The 15832-nt window shown below is 72.0% G+C and carries 13 protein-coding genes and 1 pseudogene; 3 read left to right on the top strand and 11 right to left on the bottom strand.

Annotation, left to right across the window (positions count from 1 at the left end; genetic code table 11):
* Positions 1–177, top strand: a pseudogene (locus CK485_RS29760) (ATP-binding protein); the annotation flags it as partial.
* A gap of 323 nt (positions 178–500) precedes the next feature.
* On the opposite strand, the gene CK485_RS19865 reads toward CK485_RS29760, so the two are convergent.
* From CK485_RS19865 to CK485_RS19850, 4 genes are all read right to left on the bottom strand, one after another.
* Positions 501–713 carry an acyl-CoA carboxylase subunit epsilon gene (locus CK485_RS19865; RefSeq protein WP_109452419.1) on the bottom strand — a complete coding sequence of 71 codons (213 nt, stop codon included), beginning with the start codon at positions 711–713 and terminating at the stop codon, positions 501–503.
* An 11-nt stretch (positions 714–724) separates the two neighbouring features.
* Positions 725–2308, bottom strand: coding sequence for an acyl-CoA carboxylase subunit beta (locus CK485_RS19860; RefSeq protein WP_109452417.1), 1584 nt, complete (start codon positions 2306–2308; stop codon positions 725–727).
* 264 nt (positions 2309–2572) lie between these two features.
* On the bottom strand, positions 2573–3445 hold the full coding sequence (locus CK485_RS19855; RefSeq protein ID WP_109452415.1) for a CoA ester lyase: 873 nt from the start codon (positions 3443–3445) through the stop codon (positions 2573–2575).
* Entirely contained in the window at positions 3442–4509 is a 1068-nt protein-coding gene (locus CK485_RS19850; protein ID WP_109452413.1) for a CoA ester lyase, read from the bottom strand. Before CK485_RS19850 ends, CK485_RS19855 begins: the two co-directional genes overlap by 4 nt.
* A 214-nt stretch (positions 4510–4723) precedes the next feature.
* Between CK485_RS19850 and CK485_RS19845 the strand changes: the two genes are divergently transcribed.
* A complete protein-coding gene (locus tag CK485_RS19845) occupies positions 4724–5731 on the top strand; it encodes a hydroxyacid dehydrogenase (RefSeq protein WP_109452411.1) in 1008 nt (335 codons plus the stop codon).
* A gap of 20 nt (positions 5732–5751) precedes the next feature.
* Here CK485_RS19845 and cimA read toward each other — a convergent pair whose 3' ends face one another.
* The 6 genes from cimA to ureA form a co-directional block, all read right to left on the bottom strand.
* Positions 5752–7350 carry a citramalate synthase gene (cimA, locus tag CK485_RS19840; protein WP_109452409.1) on the bottom strand — a complete coding sequence of 533 codons (1599 nt, stop codon included), beginning with the start codon at positions 7348–7350 and terminating at the stop codon, positions 5752–5754.
* A gap of 365 nt (positions 7351–7715) precedes the next feature.
* Positions 7716–8702: a phospholipase D-like domain-containing protein gene (locus CK485_RS19835; protein ID WP_241968412.1), complete on the bottom strand. Its 987-nt coding sequence runs from the start codon at positions 8700–8702 to the stop codon at positions 7716–7718.
* A 132-nt stretch (positions 8703–8834) separates the two neighbouring features.
* On the bottom strand, positions 8835–9404 hold the full coding sequence (locus CK485_RS19830) for a TetR/AcrR family transcriptional regulator (protein ID WP_109452407.1): 570 nt from the start codon (positions 9402–9404) through the stop codon (positions 8835–8837).
* 67 nt (positions 9405–9471) lie between these two features.
* On the bottom strand, positions 9472–10506 hold the full coding sequence (locus tag CK485_RS19825; protein ID WP_109452405.1) for an agmatine deiminase family protein: 1035 nt from the start codon (positions 10504–10506) through the stop codon (positions 9472–9474).
* Positions 10507–10568: 62 nt separating this feature from the next.
* On the bottom strand, positions 10569–12251 hold the full coding sequence (locus tag CK485_RS19820) for an urease subunit alpha (RefSeq protein ID WP_109453293.1): 1683 nt from the start codon (positions 12249–12251) through the stop codon (positions 10569–10571).
* Positions 12252–12292: 41 nt separating this feature from the next.
* The gene (ureA, locus tag CK485_RS19815) at positions 12293–12982 is read right to left on the bottom strand and encodes an urease subunit gamma (RefSeq protein ID WP_109452403.1); all 690 of its coding nucleotides are present in this window, start codon (positions 12980–12982) and stop codon (positions 12293–12295) included.
* A gap of 181 nt (positions 12983–13163) precedes the next feature.
* Between ureA and CK485_RS19810 the strand changes: the two genes are divergently transcribed.
* Positions 13164–14597, top strand: coding sequence for a cytosine permease (locus CK485_RS19810; protein ID WP_109452401.1), 1434 nt, complete (start codon positions 13164–13166; stop codon positions 14595–14597).
* Between the two features lie 62 nt (positions 14598–14659).
* Here CK485_RS19810 and CK485_RS19805 read toward each other — a convergent pair whose 3' ends face one another.
* Positions 14660–15754 carry a branched-chain amino acid aminotransferase gene (locus tag CK485_RS19805; protein ID WP_109452399.1) on the bottom strand — a complete coding sequence of 365 codons (1095 nt, stop codon included), beginning with the start codon at positions 15752–15754 and terminating at the stop codon, positions 14660–14662.
* Between the last annotated feature and the right edge of the window lie 78 nt (positions 15755–15832).

Here is a 15832-nt window from a genome sequence, read left to right as displayed (position 1 = left end):
GTCATCGCCCTCAACGGCTTCGACGGCCACCAGCCCTACACCCCCGACGAGGTACGCGAAGCGCTCCAGATCGGACCCGAGACCCCGATCATGACCACGGATGCCCGCCACCGGGGAGAAGCGAAGTCCACCCTGATCACCCTGGTGGAACACGCCCTGATGGCCCGTCTCCGCTGATCCCTGAGGGGCGCGGGGAACTGCGCGCTCAGCCGACCACCGGCCGGTGGCCGCCCAACAGCCACAAGTGGCAGGACAATTGGGCGCCCACCGCCCCGCGGACCTGTTCTTTCAGGGGCGCGGGGAACTGCGCGCTCAGCCGGCCACCGGCCGGTGGCCGCCCAACTGCCGCAAGTGGCAGGGCAGTTGGCCCACCCACCGACCCGCTGTGGCTGGTCGCGCAGTTCCCCGCGCCCTCAAAAGGAACAGCCCCCGCACAAAAAAGAACAGGCCCCCGCACAAAGCAAATGCGGGGGCCTTCACGCGTCCAGGGGGAAAACCGCTTACGCGACCGCCTGCCAGCTGTGCGGGGCGTAGAAGCCGGGGGCGCGCTCCAGGCGGCGCCAGTGCGCGATGTCGCGGGGCTGGGCGAGGGGCGCGTCGGCGACGCGCGTCGCCGCCGCACGGGCGAGGAGGACCGCGGTGATCGCGGCCAGTTCCTCCGCGTCCGCGTGGCCCCGGGTCACGCGGACGACTGCTGCGGTGTCGCTGCTCATGGATGTCTCCGTCACTGCGGTGGGTTGCCGTGCTTGCGGGACGGCAGGTCGGCGTGCTTGGTGCGCAGCATCGCGAGGGAGCGGATGAGGACCTCGCGGGTCTCGGCCGGGTCGATGACGTCGTCCACCAGGCCGCGTTCGGCCGCGTAGTACGGGTGCATCAGCTCGGCCTTGTACTCCTTGACCATCGCGGCGCGCATGGCGTCGGGGTCGTCGGCCTCGGCGATCTGCTTGCGGAAGATGACGTTGGCGGCGCCCTCGGCGCCCATCACGGCGATCTCGTTGGTGGGCCAGGCGTAGGTCAGGTCGGCGCCGATGGACTGGGAGTCCATGACGATGTACGCGCCGCCGTAGGCCTTGCGCAGGATCAGCGAGATGCGCGGCACGGTCGCGTTGCAGTACGCGTACAGCAGCTTGGCGCCGTGCCGGATGATGCCGCCGTGCTCCTGGTCGACGCCGGGCAGGAAGCCGGGGACGTCGAGCAGGGTGACCAGCGGGATGTTGAAGGCGTCGCACATCTGGACGAAGCGGGCGGCCTTCTCGGACGCCTCGATGTCCAGCACCCCGGCGAGCGAGGCGGGCTGGTTGGCGATGATGCCGACGACCTGGCCGTCGAGGCGGGCCAGCGCGACGATGATGTTGGTCGCCCAGCGCTCGTGGACCTCCAGGAACTCGCCCTCGTCGACGATCTCCTCGATGACCTTGCGCATGTCGTAGGAGCGGTTGCCGTCGGCCGGGACCAGGTCGAGCAGCACGTCGCCGCGCCGGTCGGCAGGGTCGTTGGTCTCGGCGGTGGGCGGGTTCTCCCGGTTGTTCTGCGGCAGGAGCGAGAGCAGGTAGCGCACCTCCTCGATGCACGACTGCTCGTCGTCGTAGGCGAAGTGGCACACGCCGGAGGTCTCGGCGTGCACGTCCGCGCCGCCCAGTCCGTTCTGCGAGACCTTCTCGCCGGTCACCGCCTGCACCACGTCGGGTCCCGTGATGAACATCTGCGAGGTCTCGCGGACCATGAAGACGAAGTCGGTCAGCGCCGGGGAGTACGCCGCGCCGCCCGCGCAGGGGCCGAGCATCACGCTGATCTGCGGGATGACACCGGAGGCGCGGGTGTTGCGCTGGAAGATGCCGCCGTAGCCGGCGAGCGCGGAGACGCCCTCCTGGATGCGGGCGCCGGCGCCGTCGTTGAGCGAGACCAGCGGGGCCCCGGCGGCGATCGCCTTGTCCATGATCTTGTGGATCTTCTGGGCGTGCGCCTCGCCGAGCGCGCCGCCGAAGATGCGGAAGTCGTGCGCGTAGACGAAGACCGTGCGGCCGTGGACGGTGCCCCAGCCGGTGATCACGCCGTCGGTGTACGGCTTCTTCGCCTCCAGGCCGAAACCGGTGGCCCGGTGCCTGCGCAGCGGCTCCATCTCGGTGAACGAGCCCTCGTCGAGCAGCAGCTCGATGCGCTCGCGAGCGGTGAGCTTGCCCTTGGCGTGCTGCGCCTCGGTCGCCCGGTCGCTCGGTCCGCGCCGCGCCCGCTGCCGGATGTCGTGCAACTCCGCCACCCGCCCGCGCGTGTCACTCGCTCCGGTCGGCACCTCGTCCACAACGGTCATGTATCGACCTTACGAGCGTGAGGTGGTCATTCTCGGCGTTGAGTTCTCACACTGTCGGGAGCGAGTTCATGGAGGAACCCCACAGTCGGACGTAGCGAAAGGACCTCGTGTGATGCACACGAGGTCCTTCGCTTTGTAGCGACCGCACCACCGGCGAGCCGGATCTTTGGGTGGTCGCCACGCAACTGCCCGAGTGGCGCGGCACCCGTTCGGCCCGCACGCGGACCGTCCGGCGCCCTGGCTCCAGCGCCTCGCGGCCCCGGCTCAGCGGCCTTCCACGGCCGCGGCCAGCGCGAGGATCCGCCGGGCCTCCTCCACGTGGAGGTTCTCGATCATGCGGCCGTCCACCGTGACCACGCCCCGGCCCTCGCGGGTCGCGGCGTCGAAGGCCTCGATGATCCGCCGGGAGCGCTCGACCTGCTCGGGCGAGGGGGCGAACAGGCGGTTGCAGGGCTCCACCTGCGCCGGGTGGATCAGCGTCTTGCCGTCGAAGCCGAACTGGCGGCCCTGGACGCACTCCGCCTCGAAGCCTTCGAGGTCCTTCACGTCGTTGTAGACACCGTCCAGGATGGCCCGCCCGGTCTCGCGCGCCGCCAGCAGCGCAAGCGACAGGCCGGTCAGCAGCGGGGCGCGGCCCGGGACGTGCTCGGCCCGCAGTTCCTTGGCGAGGTCGTTGGTGCCCATCACCAGCACCGTGAGCCGTTCGCTCGCGGCGGCCACCTCGCGGGCGTCCAGCATGGCCCGGGGGGTCTCCACCATCGCCCAGATCGCGGTGCGGTCCGGGGCGCCGGCCGCCTCCAGGGCTCGTTCGACGGCGACGACGGTGGCGGCGGACTCCACCTTGGGCACCACGACCGCGTCGGGTCCGGCCTCGGCGGCCGCCCGCAGGTCGTCGTCGTGCCAGGCGGTGCCGGGGCCGTTGACCCGGATGGTCACCTCGCGGTGGCCGTACTCGCCGGAGGCCGCCGCGGCGGCGACCCGCTTGCGGGCGTCGGCCTTGGCGTCGGGGGCGACGGCGTCCTCCAGGTCGAGGATGAGCCCGTCGACGGGCAGCGTCCTGGCCTTCTCCAGGGCGCGTTCGTTGGCCCCGGGCATGTAGAGCACGGAGCGGCGCGGGCGCGGCGCGGCGTCGGTCATGCCGGGGTCTCCTTCTCGGCGGCGGCGTAGGCGTCGCGCAGTTCGGGGTCGCGGGCGGCGAGGGCGTCCGCGAGTGAGGCGACGACCTGGCACTGCTTGTAGGTCGCGTCGTCCTGCATCTTGCCGTCGATCATCACCGCGCCGGTGCCGTCCCCCATGGCGGCGATGACCTTGCGCGCCCAGGCGACGTCGGCGGGGGCGGGCGAGAAGACCCGCTTGGCGATGTCGATCTGCACCGGGTGCAGGCTCCAGGCGCCGACGCAGCCGAGCAGGAAGGCGTTGCGGAACTGGTCCTCGCAGGCGGTGGTGTCCTTGATGTCGCCGAACGGGCCGTAGTACGGCAGGATCCCGTGCGCGGCGCAGGCGTCGACCATGCGGGCGATGGTGTAGTGCCACAGGTCCTGCTGGAACGTGGCACGCGGGGCGACCTCGTCGGCGTGCGGGTCCTCGCGCACCAGGTAGCCGGGGTGGCCGCCGCCGACGCGGGTGGTCTTCATCCGGCGGCTGGCGGCGAGGTCGGCGGGACCCAGCGAGATGCCCTGCATGCGCGGGCTGGCCCCGGCGATCTCCTCGACGTTGGCGACGCCGGTGGCGGTCTCCAGGATGGCGTGCACCAGGATCGGCCGGGTCACGCCCGCCTTGGCCTCCAGCTGGGCGAGCAGCCGGTCGACGTAGTGGATGTCCTGGGCGCCCTCGACCTTGGGCACCATGATCACGTCGAGCCTGTCGCCGATCTCGGTGACCAGGGTGATCAGGTCGTCCAGCGCCCAGGGCGAGTCGAGGCTGTTGACGCGGGTCCACAGCTGGGTGTCGCCGAAGTCGGTGTCCTTGGCGATGCGCACCAGACCGGTCCGGGCGGCCTCCTTGCGGTCGGCGGCGACCGCGTCCTCCAGATTGCCCAGCAGCACGTCCACGGTGGGCGCGATGGCCGGGACCTTGGCCGCCATCTTCTCGTTGCCGGGATCGAAGAAGTGGATCATCCGGGACGGCCGGAACGGCACTTCGCGTACCGGGGCGGGGGCGCCGACCGCCAGCGGCCGGAAGAAGTCCTTCGGAGAGCGCATGCAGTCTCCCTGGTCGGATCGAGGGGTGTGAGGGTCGCCGCCGTCCCGGCGGCGCCACCCGGCCCTCACTCTAGAGCGAGCCCGCGGTGACGCTACTGGCTGGTATGTGTGCCGTTGGTCACCGAACCTGCGACGATGCGGGCAGGAGTGGCAAGTTCGGCGTGGCGGGCAGACTTCGCGGACGGTGGACGGGACGGGTTGGGGGCGGGCGGGCATGGGTGGGACGGGGCGGCGGCCGAGAGTCGTGCTGGCGATGGCGCCCGACGTGCGGGACGCGCTGCTCGACGAGGCCGCGCGCGCCCGGCTGCTGACGCTGGCGGACGCCGAACCGGCCGTCGCCGTGGCCGACTTCGCCGATTCCGCGCACGCCGAACGGCTCGCCGCCGCCGAGGCGCTGCTGACCTGCTGGGGGTGCCCGCCGCTGACCGCCGCGGCGCTGGCGCGCATGCCGCGGCTGCGGACCGTGGTGCACGCGGCGGGCAGCGTCAAGGGACACGTCACCGAGGCGTGCTGGGAGCGCGGCCTGGCGGTGTGCTGCGTGGCGTCGGCCAACGCGGTCGCGGTCGCGGAGTTCACCCTCGCGGCGATCCTCTTCTCCGGCAAACGGGTCATGAGCACGGCGGCCGCCTACCGCGAGCGCAGGGCCGCGCCGGACACGCTGCGCGCGTTCGCCGGGCTCGGCAACCACGGCCGCACGGTCGGCGTGGTGGGCGCCTCGCGCATCGGGCGCAAGGTGATCGAGCTGCTGCGGCCGTTCGACCTGCGGGTGCTGGTGTACGACCCGTACGTGACCGGGGTGCCGGGCGCGGAGTCGGTGGGGCTGGCCGAACTGGTCCGGCGCAGCGACGTGGTGACCCTGCACGCACCCCAACTGCCGTCCACACGTGGCATGTTCGGGCGGGAGCTGCTGGCGTCGATGCGGGACGGCGCGACGCTGGTCAACACCGCGCGCGGCTCGCTGGTGGACACCGGCGCCCTCACGGAGGAGCTGGTGAGCGGCAGGCTGTACGCCGTGCTGGACCACACCGAGCCCGAGGTGCCGCCCGCCGGCTCCCCGCTGTACGACCTGCCGAACGTGCTGCTGACCCCGCACATCGCCGGCTCCCTTGGCACCGAGCTGTCCCGCCTGGCGCACGCGGCACTGGACGAGCTGGAGCGCTGGACGGCGGGCGAGCCGTACGCCGAGCCGGTCACCGCGGACCGGCTCGGCACGATGGCGTGACCTCCCCGCCGCCGGCCGGCTCATCCCTGCGGCTGGACGCCCGCACGGATCAGGCCGTAGGTGTAGGCGTCGTCCAGGGCCTGCCAGGAGGCGGCGATGACGTTCTCGCCCACTCCCACCGTCGACCACTCCTTCCCCCCGTCACTGGTCGCGACGAGTACGCGGGTCGTGGACTCGGTGCCGTGGCGGCCTTCGAGGATGCGGACCTTGTAGTCGACCAGCTCCATGCGGGCCAGTTGCGGGTAGATGCGCTCCAGGCCGTGCCGCAGGGCGCGGTCGAGGGCGTCGACCGGGCCGTTGCCCTCGCCGGTGGCGACGATGCGCTCGCCCTTGGCCCACAGCTTCACGGTGGCCTCGTTGACCTGGGCGCCGTCCGGGCGCTGCTCCACGATGGCCCGCCAGGACTCGACGCGGAAGAAGCGCGCGGCGCCGCCCGCGACCTCGTCGCGCAGCAGCAGTTCGAAGGAGGCGTCGGCGGCCTCGTAGGTGTAGCCGGCCAGTTCGCGTTCCTTGACGCGTTCCACGACGCGTCCGGCCAGCGCGCGGTCGCCGGACAGGTCGTAGCCCAGTTCCTTGCCCTTGAGTTCGATGGAGGCGCGGCCGGCCATGTCGGAGACCAGCATCCGCATGGTGTTGCCCACGAGTTCGGGGTCGATGTGCTGGTAGAGGTCGGGGTCGACCTTGATCGCGGAGGCGTGCAGCCCCGCCTTGTGGGCGAACGCCGAGACGCCCACGTACGGCTGGTGGGTGGAGGGCGTGAGGTTGACGACCTCGGCGATGGCGTGCGAGATGCGGGTCATCTCGCCGAGCGCGCCCTCGGGCAGCACCCGGCGGTCGTACTTCAGCTCCAGGGCGGCGACGACGGGGAAGAGGTTGGAGTTGCCGACCCGCTCGCCGTAGCCGTTGGCGGTGCACTGCACGTGGGTGGCGCCCGCGTCGACCGCGGCGAGGGTGTTGGCGACGGCGCACCCGGTGTCGTCCTGGGCGTGGATGCCGAGGCGGGCGCCGGTGTCGGTGAGCACGGTGCGCACGACAGCGGAGACCTGGGCGGGCAGCATGCCGCCGTTGGTGTCGCACAGCACGACGACTTCGGAGCCCGCCTCGTGCGCGGCGCGGACCACGGCCTTGGCGTACTCGGGGTTGGCCCGGTAGCCGTCGAAGAAGTGCTCGCAGTCCACGAAGACCCGGCGGCCCTGCTCGCGCAGGTGGGTCACGGTGTCGCGGACCATCGCGAGGTTCTCCTCCAGCGTGGTGCGCAGGGCGAGTTCCACGTGGCGGTCGTGCGACTTGGCGACCAGGGTGATCACCGGGGCGCCCGAGTCCAGCAGCGCCCGCACCTGCGGGTCGTCCTCGGCGCGCACGCCCGGCTTGCGGGTGGCGCCGAAGGCGACCAGGACGGCGTGCCGGAAGTCGATCTCGGCGCGGGCCCGCTCGAAGAACTCGGTGTCGCGGGGGTTGGCCCCCGGCCAGCCGCCCTCGATGAAGCCGACGCCGAACTCGTCCAGGTGGCGGGCGATGGCCAGCTTGTCGGCCACGGTCAGGTTGATGCCCTCGCGCTGGGCGCCGTCGCGCAACGTCGTGTCGAAGACGTGGAAGCTGTCGTCGGGTACGGCCGTCATGGTCGTGGGCTCCTGTCGGGTGACGTGGATGTCTCGGGTGGCTGCGTATGTCGTTGACCCGATGCCACTTGCCCCCGTCGCCTCGCGCTCGCCGCCCGGCGGGATGGCCGGAAAACGAAAAAACCTCTCGCGGGTGCGAGAGGTCTGCGCGCGGGTCTGGGGCACGGTGTCCCCGCCGCGGTGAGGTTGTACGCGGTGGGGGTCACTGCGGACCGGCGCGCCTAGCCAATAATCGTGGCGGAGGACACGGGGGCAGTCTGCCATACGACCGCCCCCGCTGGACCTCTCGTCTCAGAATGCGGTCATGCCGACCGGTTGGGCCCGGTTCGGGGCCACGGCCCGGCGGCCGTGGCGCGCGCCGGGTCTCAGGACGTCCAGGCCGTGCCGCCGGCGAAGTCCTTGGCGATCACGGTCTCGACGCCGTCGCCGATGGTGCTGTTCTGCAGGATGATCCCCAGCTCGCGGTTCTCGTTGAGCGAGGTGCTGGTGAAGTTCTCCGAGCCCACGAAGACCTTCTCCGACGAGGTGCCGTGGTCGGCGACGATCGCCTTGGCGTGGATGTACAGCGGGGCGTCCTCCGCGTAGGTGCTGACCTTGGCGCCGGCCGAGGTGAGGGTGTCGAACTCGCTGGAGTACTGGTTCGCGTCGTTGGTCATGACCAGTTCGACGGCGACCCCGCGCTTGGCGGCAGCGGCCAGGGCGTTGACGACGGCGGTGTCGGTCAGTTCCTGGTTCTCCACGTAGAGGTTCTGGGTGGCGCCGTTGATGAGGGCGACCAGCTGGTTCTGCGAGTCGGTCGGGGACCACACCAGGTGGTCGCCGTCGCCGGGGGTGACCGACTTGTGGGCGTAGTCGGCGTCGAAGACGGTCTCCATGGCGGAGACGTCCGCGCTGTCGGTGTCGGTGACGGAGTAGTTGCGGTCCGCCGAGTAGTACTCGGAAGTCATGTTGCCGCTCATCACGACGGCCTCGGTGCCGTCGATCACCATCGACTTCTCGTGCGTGTAGTAGTACGTCGTGCTGGACCACACGACACCGACGCCGTTGTCCTTGAGGTAGGTGTAGGCGGCCTGGTTGGTGGACTTCTCGCGCTGGTCGAGGATGACGCGGACGGTGACGCCGGCCTTGGCGCGGGCGGCGAGGTCCTGCTCGGTGGTGGTGTCGGACAGCTCGTACATCGTCAGGTCGATGCTCTTGGCCGCCGAGTCGATGATCGAGTCGATCGGGGCGATGCCCTGGTCGGGCTGGACGATCAGGGAGTACGAGCCCGACGCGGCGGACGAGCAGGGGGCGGCCAGTGCCAGCGCGGCACAGGCGGCCAGGGACGTGGTGATGACGCGGGATCGCAGCACGCTTCCTCCTGGGGTGGGGGTCCGCAAGGAACAGGTGCATGGGTAATGCGCTCGCGTGTCCACGATATGAACGAGCGTCAGATGGGGAATGACGCGCGTAGATACTTGGCCGACCCTTTGCCCGCCGGTTGCTCACAGCAGGGCGTCGTCCAGGAACTCCTTTACGTGACCCAGGATTTCGGCCCGGTCGGTGCCGGGCAGGCCGACCACGAGGTGGGTGCCGAACCCGTCCAGCAGCGCCCGCGCCCGTACCGCGAAGCGCTCCGGGTCCACGGCGCGCAGCTCGCCGCGCGAGATGCCCTCGGCGACCAGCGCCACCAGGTCGCGGTGCCAGACCAGTTCCAGCTCCAGCTGCCTGCGCAGGGCGTCCTCGCCCGGCTGCGAGCGGTTCCAGACCTCGGCCCACAGCACCCAGCGCGGGTCGCGCGGGCGGTCCGGCAGGTAGAGGTCGACGAAGGCGTCGATGCGCTCGCGGGCCGGGACCGGCTTCGACAGCGCGGAGCGGCGCTCGACGCCGAGCTGTTCCTCGCTCCACTCCAGGGTCTGCAGCAGCAGTTCGTCCTTGCTGCCGAAGTAGTACAGGATGTGGCCGCTGCTCATGCCGACCTCGCGGCCGAGCCCGGCGATGGTCAGCTCGGCGAGCCCGCGGTCGGCGATGGCCGCCATGGCGGCGGCCATCACCTGTTCGCGCGGCTGCTTCATGCGTCGCCTCGGGCGGGCGGCCGGTGCTGACAAGGCCGGACCTTTCGGGTTCGCCGCCCCGGCGTCCTCACACCAGGGGCTGCTGCTGGGTTATGCAGTGGATGCCGCCACCGTGCGCGAAGATCTCACGCGCGTCGACGAGGACCACCTCGCGCTCGGGGAACAGCTTCGCGAAGATCTCCGCGTTCCGTTCGTCCGCCGGGTCGTCGAAGGCGCACAGCACGACGCCGCCGTTGCACAGGTAGTGGTTGACGTAAGAGTAGTCGACCCATTCGCCGTCGGCTTCGAGCACGGTGGGGGCGGGCAGCTCGACGACCTCCAGCGCGCGGCCCCGGGCGTCGGTGGAGGCCCGCAGCCTGCCGATGACCTCGCGGGAGACCTCGAAGTCGGGGTGGGCCGGGTCCTGCTGGCTGTGCGCGACCACGACGCCCGGGCGGGCGAAGGCGGCCACGATGTCCACGTGGCCGCGGGTGCCGAAACGCCCGTAGTCGGCGGTCAGCCCGCGCGGCAGCCAGATCGCCTTGGAGGTGCCGAGGTGGGCGTGCAGCTCCTCCTCGACCTCCTCGCGGGTCCAGCCGGGGTTGCGTCCCGGGTCGAGCTGGACGGTCTCGGTGAGCAGCACGGTGCCCTCGCCGTCGACGTGGATGCCGCCGCCCTCGTTGACCAGCTTCGAGGAGTACACCCGGGCGCCGGCGAGCGCGGCGACGTGGCCCGCGACCTCGGCGTCGAGGTCCCAGCGGGCCCAGTCCTGCGCGCCCCAGCCGTTGAAGACCCAGTCGGCGGCGGCCAGTCCTCCCCCGCCGACCAGGAACGTCGGGCCCATGTCGCGCATCCACGCGTCGTTGAGCGGGATCTCGGCGACGTCGATGTCCGCGCCCAGCAGCGCCCGCGCGCCGGCCGCGTCGCCGGGCGCCGCGGCGACGGTGACCGGCTCGAAGCGGCGCACCGCCCGGGCCACCGCAGCCCAGGCCGCGCGGGAGGCGGCGAGGTCGTCGGCCGAGTCGAAGGTGACGCTGGGCGACGGCCAGGCCATCCAGGTCCGGGCGTGCGGCGCCCACTCGGCGGGCATCCGGAAGCCGTCGGCGGCGGGCAGTGCGGTCATGGATCGTTCCTTACGGGGAGGGGCCGCCGGCCGGTCGGCCCGGGCCGGGGTCACGGGGAGGGTCACAGGAAGTACAGGCGGTTGAGGGAGACCCGGTCGGCGGGGTCGGAGCGCAGCGGGTCGCCGTCGAGGGTGACCAGGCCGCTGTCTCGGTCGACGTCGACGCTGCCGGTGCGGGAGTTGAGGACGAGGTCGCCTGGGCCGATGCCGCGGGTGCCGCGCACCGCGACCCTGCGGCGGCGGGTCGGCATCCGGTCGTCGCCGCTCTCGGCCGCGGCGCCCGCCACGAAGGCCACCGAGATGTCGGCGGCGGTGGCCCCGTAGGAGCCGAACTGCGGTCCCAGCACCAGCGGTTCGCAGGTGTCGGTGGCCGCGTTGGGGTCGCCGGTGACGCCGTACGCGGGGAAGCCGGACTTCAGCACGAGCTGCGGCTTGGCGCCGAAGTACCGCGGCGACCACAGCACGATGTCGGCGAGCTTGCCGACCTCGATCGAGCCGATCTCGTGGGACAGGCCGTGCGCGATGGCCGGGTTGATGGTCAGTTTGGCGATGTAGCGCAGGACGCGGGCGTTGTCGTCGTGCGGCCCGTCGCCCTCCATCGGCCCCAGCTCGGCCTTCATCTTGGCGGCCATCTGGAGGGTGCGGCGGACCGTCTCGCCCGCGCGGCCCATGCCCTGGGCGTCGGAGGAGGTGATGCCGATCGCGCCCAGGTCGTGCAGCACGTCCTCGGCGCCCATGGTGCCGGCCCTGATGCGGTCGCGGGCCATCGCGGCGTCGCCGGGCAGGTCGGGCTTGAGATCGTGGACGGAGACGATCATCCCGTAGTGCTCGGCGACCGCGTCGCGGCCGAACGGCAGGGTGGGGTTGGTGGACGAGCCGATGACGTTGCGGACGCCCGCCATCTTCAGCACGTTGGGGACGTGACCGCCGCCGCAGCCCTCGATGTGGAAGGCGTGGATGGTGCGGCCGTCCAGCACCCGCAGGGTGTCCTCCACGGTCAGGCACTCGTTGAGGCCGTCGCTGTGCAGGGCGACCTGGACGTCGTGGTCCTCGGCGACGCGCAGCGCGGTGTCGAGCGCGCGGGCGTGCGCGCCCATGTCCTCGTGCACCTTGAAGCCGCAGGCGCCGCCCTCGGCCAGCGCCTCGACCAGCGGCGCCGGGTGGGAGGAGGAACCGCGGGCCAGGAAGCCGATGTTGACCGGCCAGGCGTCGAAGGCGCCGAACGCGTGGCGCAGCGCCCAGGGCGAGTTGACACCGACGCCCCAGACCGGGCCGAACTCCTGGCCGATGATCGTGGTCACCCCGGAGGCGAGCGAGGCCTCCATCACGCGCGGCGACAGCAGGTGGACGTGGGTGTCGACGGCTCCCGCGGTGGCGATCATGCCCTCGCCGGGGACGATGGTGGTGCCGGTGCCGACGACCACGTCCACCCCGTCGAGCGTGTCGGGGTTGCCGGCCCGCCCGATGGCGTGGATGCGGCCCTCGCGGATGCCGATGGAGACCTTGCGGATGCCCTGCGCGGCGTCGATCACCAGGACGTTGCTGATGACCACGTCGCAGGTGTCGCGGACGGCGGCGGCCTTCAGGTGCAGTCCGTCGCGGGCGGTCTTGCCGAATCCGGCGAGGAACTCCTCCCCCGGCTTCTGCGCGTCCGACTCCACGCGCACCACGAGACCGGAGTCGCCGAGCCGCACCCGGTCGCCCGCGCGGGGGCCGTGCACGGCGGCGTACTCGGCCGGGTCGATGGATGTGGCACGGTCCGCGTGCCGGTCGAGATGCCCGTACTTCACGAGGAGACCTCCACTCCCAGGTAGCCGCAGGCCGCCGCGCGGCGCAGCGCCTCGTCCTTCGCGCCGAGCGCGTCCAGGGGTCCGTCGACCAGCCCGGCGAAGCCGACGGCGATCCGGTCGCCGCCGATCGGCAGCAGTCCCACCTCGGCGCTCTCGCCGGGCCCGAAGCGCACCGAGGACCCGGCGGGCACGGCGAGCCGCATCCCGTAGGCGGCGCGGCGGTCGAACTCCAGGCGGGGGTTGGCCTCGAAGAAGTGGAAGTGCGAGGTGACGCTGACCGGGACACCCGCGGTGTTGCGCACGGTCAGCCGCACCGCGGGCTCGACCGGCGGGTCGGCCGGTCCGGGCAGCACCGCGCCGGGCGCGTCCTCGCCCACGCCCGCGCCGCTGATCGGGTCGGTGACCACGGCGAGCCGGGAGCCGTCGTCGAAGACCGCCTCGACCATCACGTCGCCGATCACGTCGGCGACGCCGGGCAGCACGTCGTCGGGCCCGAGCACCCGGCTCGCCGCCTCGATCGCCTCGGCCAGCCTGGCCCCGTCCCGGGCGGCCTCGCAGACGGTGTCGGCGATCAGCGCGGTCGCCTCCGGCACGTTGAGCCGCAGGCCCCGGGCACGGCGGGCGCGGGCCAGTTCGGCGGCGCCGAACAGCAGCAGGCGGTCACGTTCGGTCGGGGTCAGCCGCATCCCGCCACACCTCCACAGCTTCGCGGTCCGATCACTCGGCGCCCCGGCGGTCGGTCGGCGGGGCTGATTAGAACAGCACTCTAACAAGCAAACCTTTTGTCGAGAAGTATTGACCTGCACGCAATGCGCGAGTCACATTGAACGTCGTTCTAACTAGTTCGGCGCTCAAGGAGTCAGGGCCATGCGGATCGAACAGCGGGGAGTGGACACCGTCCCCGAACAGGAGCGGACCAGCGGGCCGCGTGACGTGATCAGCATCCTGCTGGGCTCCAACCTGGCCCTCGGTGTGATCGTCTTCGGCTGGCTGCCGGTCTCCTTCGGGCTCGGCTGGTGGGCGTCGTTCACCTCGCTGGCGGCCGGCACGCTGGTGGGCACCGTGCTGGTGGCCCCGCTCGCCCTGGTCTCGCTGCGTACCGCGACGAACCTGTCGACCTCCAGCGGCGCCCACTTCGGCGTGCGCGGGCGACTGCTGGGCTCGACGATCGGCCTGCTGCTGTCGCTGGGCTACACCGCGCTGACGCTGTGGGTCGGCGGGGACGCGGTGGTGGGGTGCCTGCACCGGATGCTCGGGCTGCCCACGGGCCCCGCCAGCTACGCGGTGGTCTACGCGGTGCTGGCGGCGACCACCGCCTCCTCGGCCGTCTTCGGCTACCGGATGCTGCTGCGGCTCAGCCGGGTGCTGACCGTCGGCCTGACCGCCCTGCTGCTCGTGGGCGTGATCGCGTACGCGGGCATGTTCCACCTGCATGCGCCGCACGCCACGCCGTACCTGCTGGGTTCCTTCTGGCCCACCTGGCTGCTGTCGGCGGTCTCCGCTGGGCTGTCGGGGCCGATCGCGTTCATCACGCTGCTGGGCGACTACACCCGCTACGTCTCACCGCACCGCTTCAGCCAGCCGAAGGTCTTCGCCGGCACCTGCTTCGGCCTGGTCGTCGGCCTGCTGCTGCCGCAGCTGTTCGGCACCTTCACCGCCCTGTGCGTGGGCGCGGGCAGTGACTACGCGACGTCGCTGGTTGCCGCCTGCCCGGTCTGGTACCTGCTGTTCCTGCTGCTCAACGCGTCCGCCGGTTCGGTGGGCAACGCGGGGCTGATGCTCTACAGCATGGGCTTGGACCTCGACGCGATCCTGCCGAGGGCCAGCCGCACCCAGGCCACCTACGTGGTGGCCGCGTTCTCCACCGCGCTGGTCTACCTCGGGCACTTCGCCTGGGCGGCGCAGGACGCGATGACCTCGTTCGTGCTGGTGCTCACCGCGATCGGCACCCCGTGGGCGGTGATCACGCTGCTGGGCTTCCGCCGGGTGCGGGGGCGCTACGACGCGGACGCCCTCCAGGTCTACAACCGGCGCACCCGCGGTGGCATCTACTGGTACCGGGGCGGCTGGAACGTCTCCGCCGTGATCGCCTGGGCGTGCGGCTCGGTCATCGGCCTGCTGGAGGTCGACACCCCGCTCTACAGCGGCCCGCTGCTGCGCTTCACCGGCGGCATCGACATCAGCTTCCTGCTGGCCGCGGCCGTGACCGCCGCGGTCTACCTGCTGCTCGGCGCCAAGCGGCCGCATCCCCTCCCGGCGCCGGACGGCGGGACCCGGGACGCGGCCGCCGTGGTGGCCTGAGCGCTTACGCGTGAGGAGGGGGCCCGCGGCGGCGGGCCCCCTCCTCACCTGCTCGCGGCCGGTCAGCCCAGCGGGTGCATCCAGCCGTGGGTGTCGGGGGACGCGCCGGTCTGGACGTCCAGCAGCGCGCGGCGCAGCCGCATGGTCACCTCGCCGGGCTCGCCGTCGGCGATCCGCCAGTCGGCGCGGGTGGACTTGACCGCGCCGACCGGGGTGATCACCGCGGCGGTGCCGCAGGCGAAGACCTCGGTGAGCGAGCCGTTCTCGGCGGCCTCGCGCCACTCCTCGACCGACACGCGGCCTTCGGAGACCTCGTAGCCGAGGTCGGCGGCGATGCGCAGCAGCGAGGCGCGGGTGATGCCGGGCAGCAGCGAACCGGACAGCTCGGGGGTGACGATGCGGTCGCCGTACACGAAGTACAGGTTCATCCCGCCCATCTCCTCGACCCAGCGGCGCTCGATGGCGTCCAGCCAGACCACCTGCGGGCAGCCGTGCTCGATCGCCTGGGCCTGCGCGACCAGCGAGGCCGCGTAGTTGCCGCCCGCCTTCGCCGCGCCGGTGCCGCCGGGCGCGGCCCGGACGTACTCCTCGGAGACCCACACCGACACCGGCTTGACGCCGCCGGGGAAGTACGCGCCGGCCGGGGAGGCGATGACGACGAACAGGTACTCGTTGGCCGGGCGCACGCCGAGGCCGACCTCGGTGGCGAACATGAAGGGCCGCAGGTACAGCGACTCCTCGCCCTCGCTGGGCACCCACGCCTTGTCCTGCCGGACCAGCGCGTCACAGGCGGCCACGAACAGCTCCTGCGGCAGCTCCGGCATCGCCAGCCGCCGCGCCGACGACTGGAAGCGCTCGGCGTTGGCGTACGGCCGGAAGGTCGCCACCGAGCCGTCCGGCTGCCGGTACGCCTTGAGCCCCTCGAAGATCGTCTGCGCGTAGTGCAGCGTCATGTTCGCGGGGTCGAGCGAGATCGGCGCGTACGGGACGAGCTGGGCGTCGTGCCAGCCGCGGCCCTCGGTCCACCGGATCGTCACCATGTGGTCGGTGAAGTGGCGGCCGAAGCCGGGGTCGGCGAGGATCGCCTGCCGCTCGGCGTCGGGCAGCGGATGCGAGGAGGGCTTGAGTTCGATCGTGGGCGTCGTGGGCGTCGTCATAGTCGCGTGTCCTTCACCGTGAGGTCGTGGCGGACCGCACCGACGCCCGCACCGCCGCGGCGGTAGTAGGACGTCCGA

It is taken from the genome of Streptomyces sp. ICBB 8177, from assembly GCF_003144095.1.
In the GTDB taxonomy this organism is placed as follows: Bacteria; Actinomycetota; Actinomycetes; order Streptomycetales; family Streptomycetaceae; genus Streptantibioticus_D.
This window is presented reverse-complemented; position numbering and strand designations above follow the sequence as displayed.

What these genes read in the sequence shown, in the direction of transcription:
- ureA (WP_109452403.1), bottom strand. Translation starts at nt 12,982, where the DNA reads ATGCGGCTGACCCCGACCGAACGTGACCGCCTGCTGCTGTTCGGCGCC.
- CK485_RS19855 (WP_109452415.1), bottom strand. Translation starts at nt 3,445, where the DNA reads ATGACCGACGCCGCGCCGCGCCCGCGCCGCTCCGTGCTCTACATGCCC.
- CK485_RS19850 (WP_109452413.1), bottom strand. Translation starts at nt 4,509, where the DNA reads ATGCGCTCTCCGAAGGACTTCTTCCGGCCGCTGGCGGTCGGCGCCCCC.
- CK485_RS19845 (WP_109452411.1), top strand. Translation starts at nt 4,724, where the DNA reads ATGGGTGGGACGGGGCGGCGGCCGAGAGTCGTGCTGGCGATGGCGCCC.
- CK485_RS19805 (WP_109452399.1), bottom strand. Translation starts at nt 15,754, where the DNA reads ATGACGACGCCCACGACGCCCACGATCGAACTCAAGCCCTCCTCGCAT.
- CK485_RS19865 (WP_109452419.1), bottom strand. Translation starts at nt 713, where the DNA reads ATGAGCAGCGACACCGCAGCAGTCGTCCGCGTGACCCGGGGCCACGCG.
- CK485_RS19825 (WP_109452405.1), bottom strand. Translation starts at nt 10,506, where the DNA reads ATGACCGCACTGCCCGCCGCCGACGGCTTCCGGATGCCCGCCGAGTGG.
- CK485_RS19830 (WP_109452407.1), bottom strand. Translation starts at nt 9,404, where the DNA reads ATGAAGCAGCCGCGCGAACAGGTGATGGCCGCCGCCATGGCGGCCATC.
- CK485_RS19860 (WP_109452417.1), bottom strand. Translation starts at nt 2,308, where the DNA reads ATGACCGTTGTGGACGAGGTGCCGACCGGAGCGAGTGACACGCGCGGG.
- cimA (WP_109452409.1), bottom strand. Translation starts at nt 7,350, where the DNA reads ATGACGGCCGTACCCGACGACAGCTTCCACGTCTTCGACACGACGTTG.
- CK485_RS19810 (WP_109452401.1), top strand. Translation starts at nt 13,164, where the DNA reads ATGCGGATCGAACAGCGGGGAGTGGACACCGTCCCCGAACAGGAGCGG.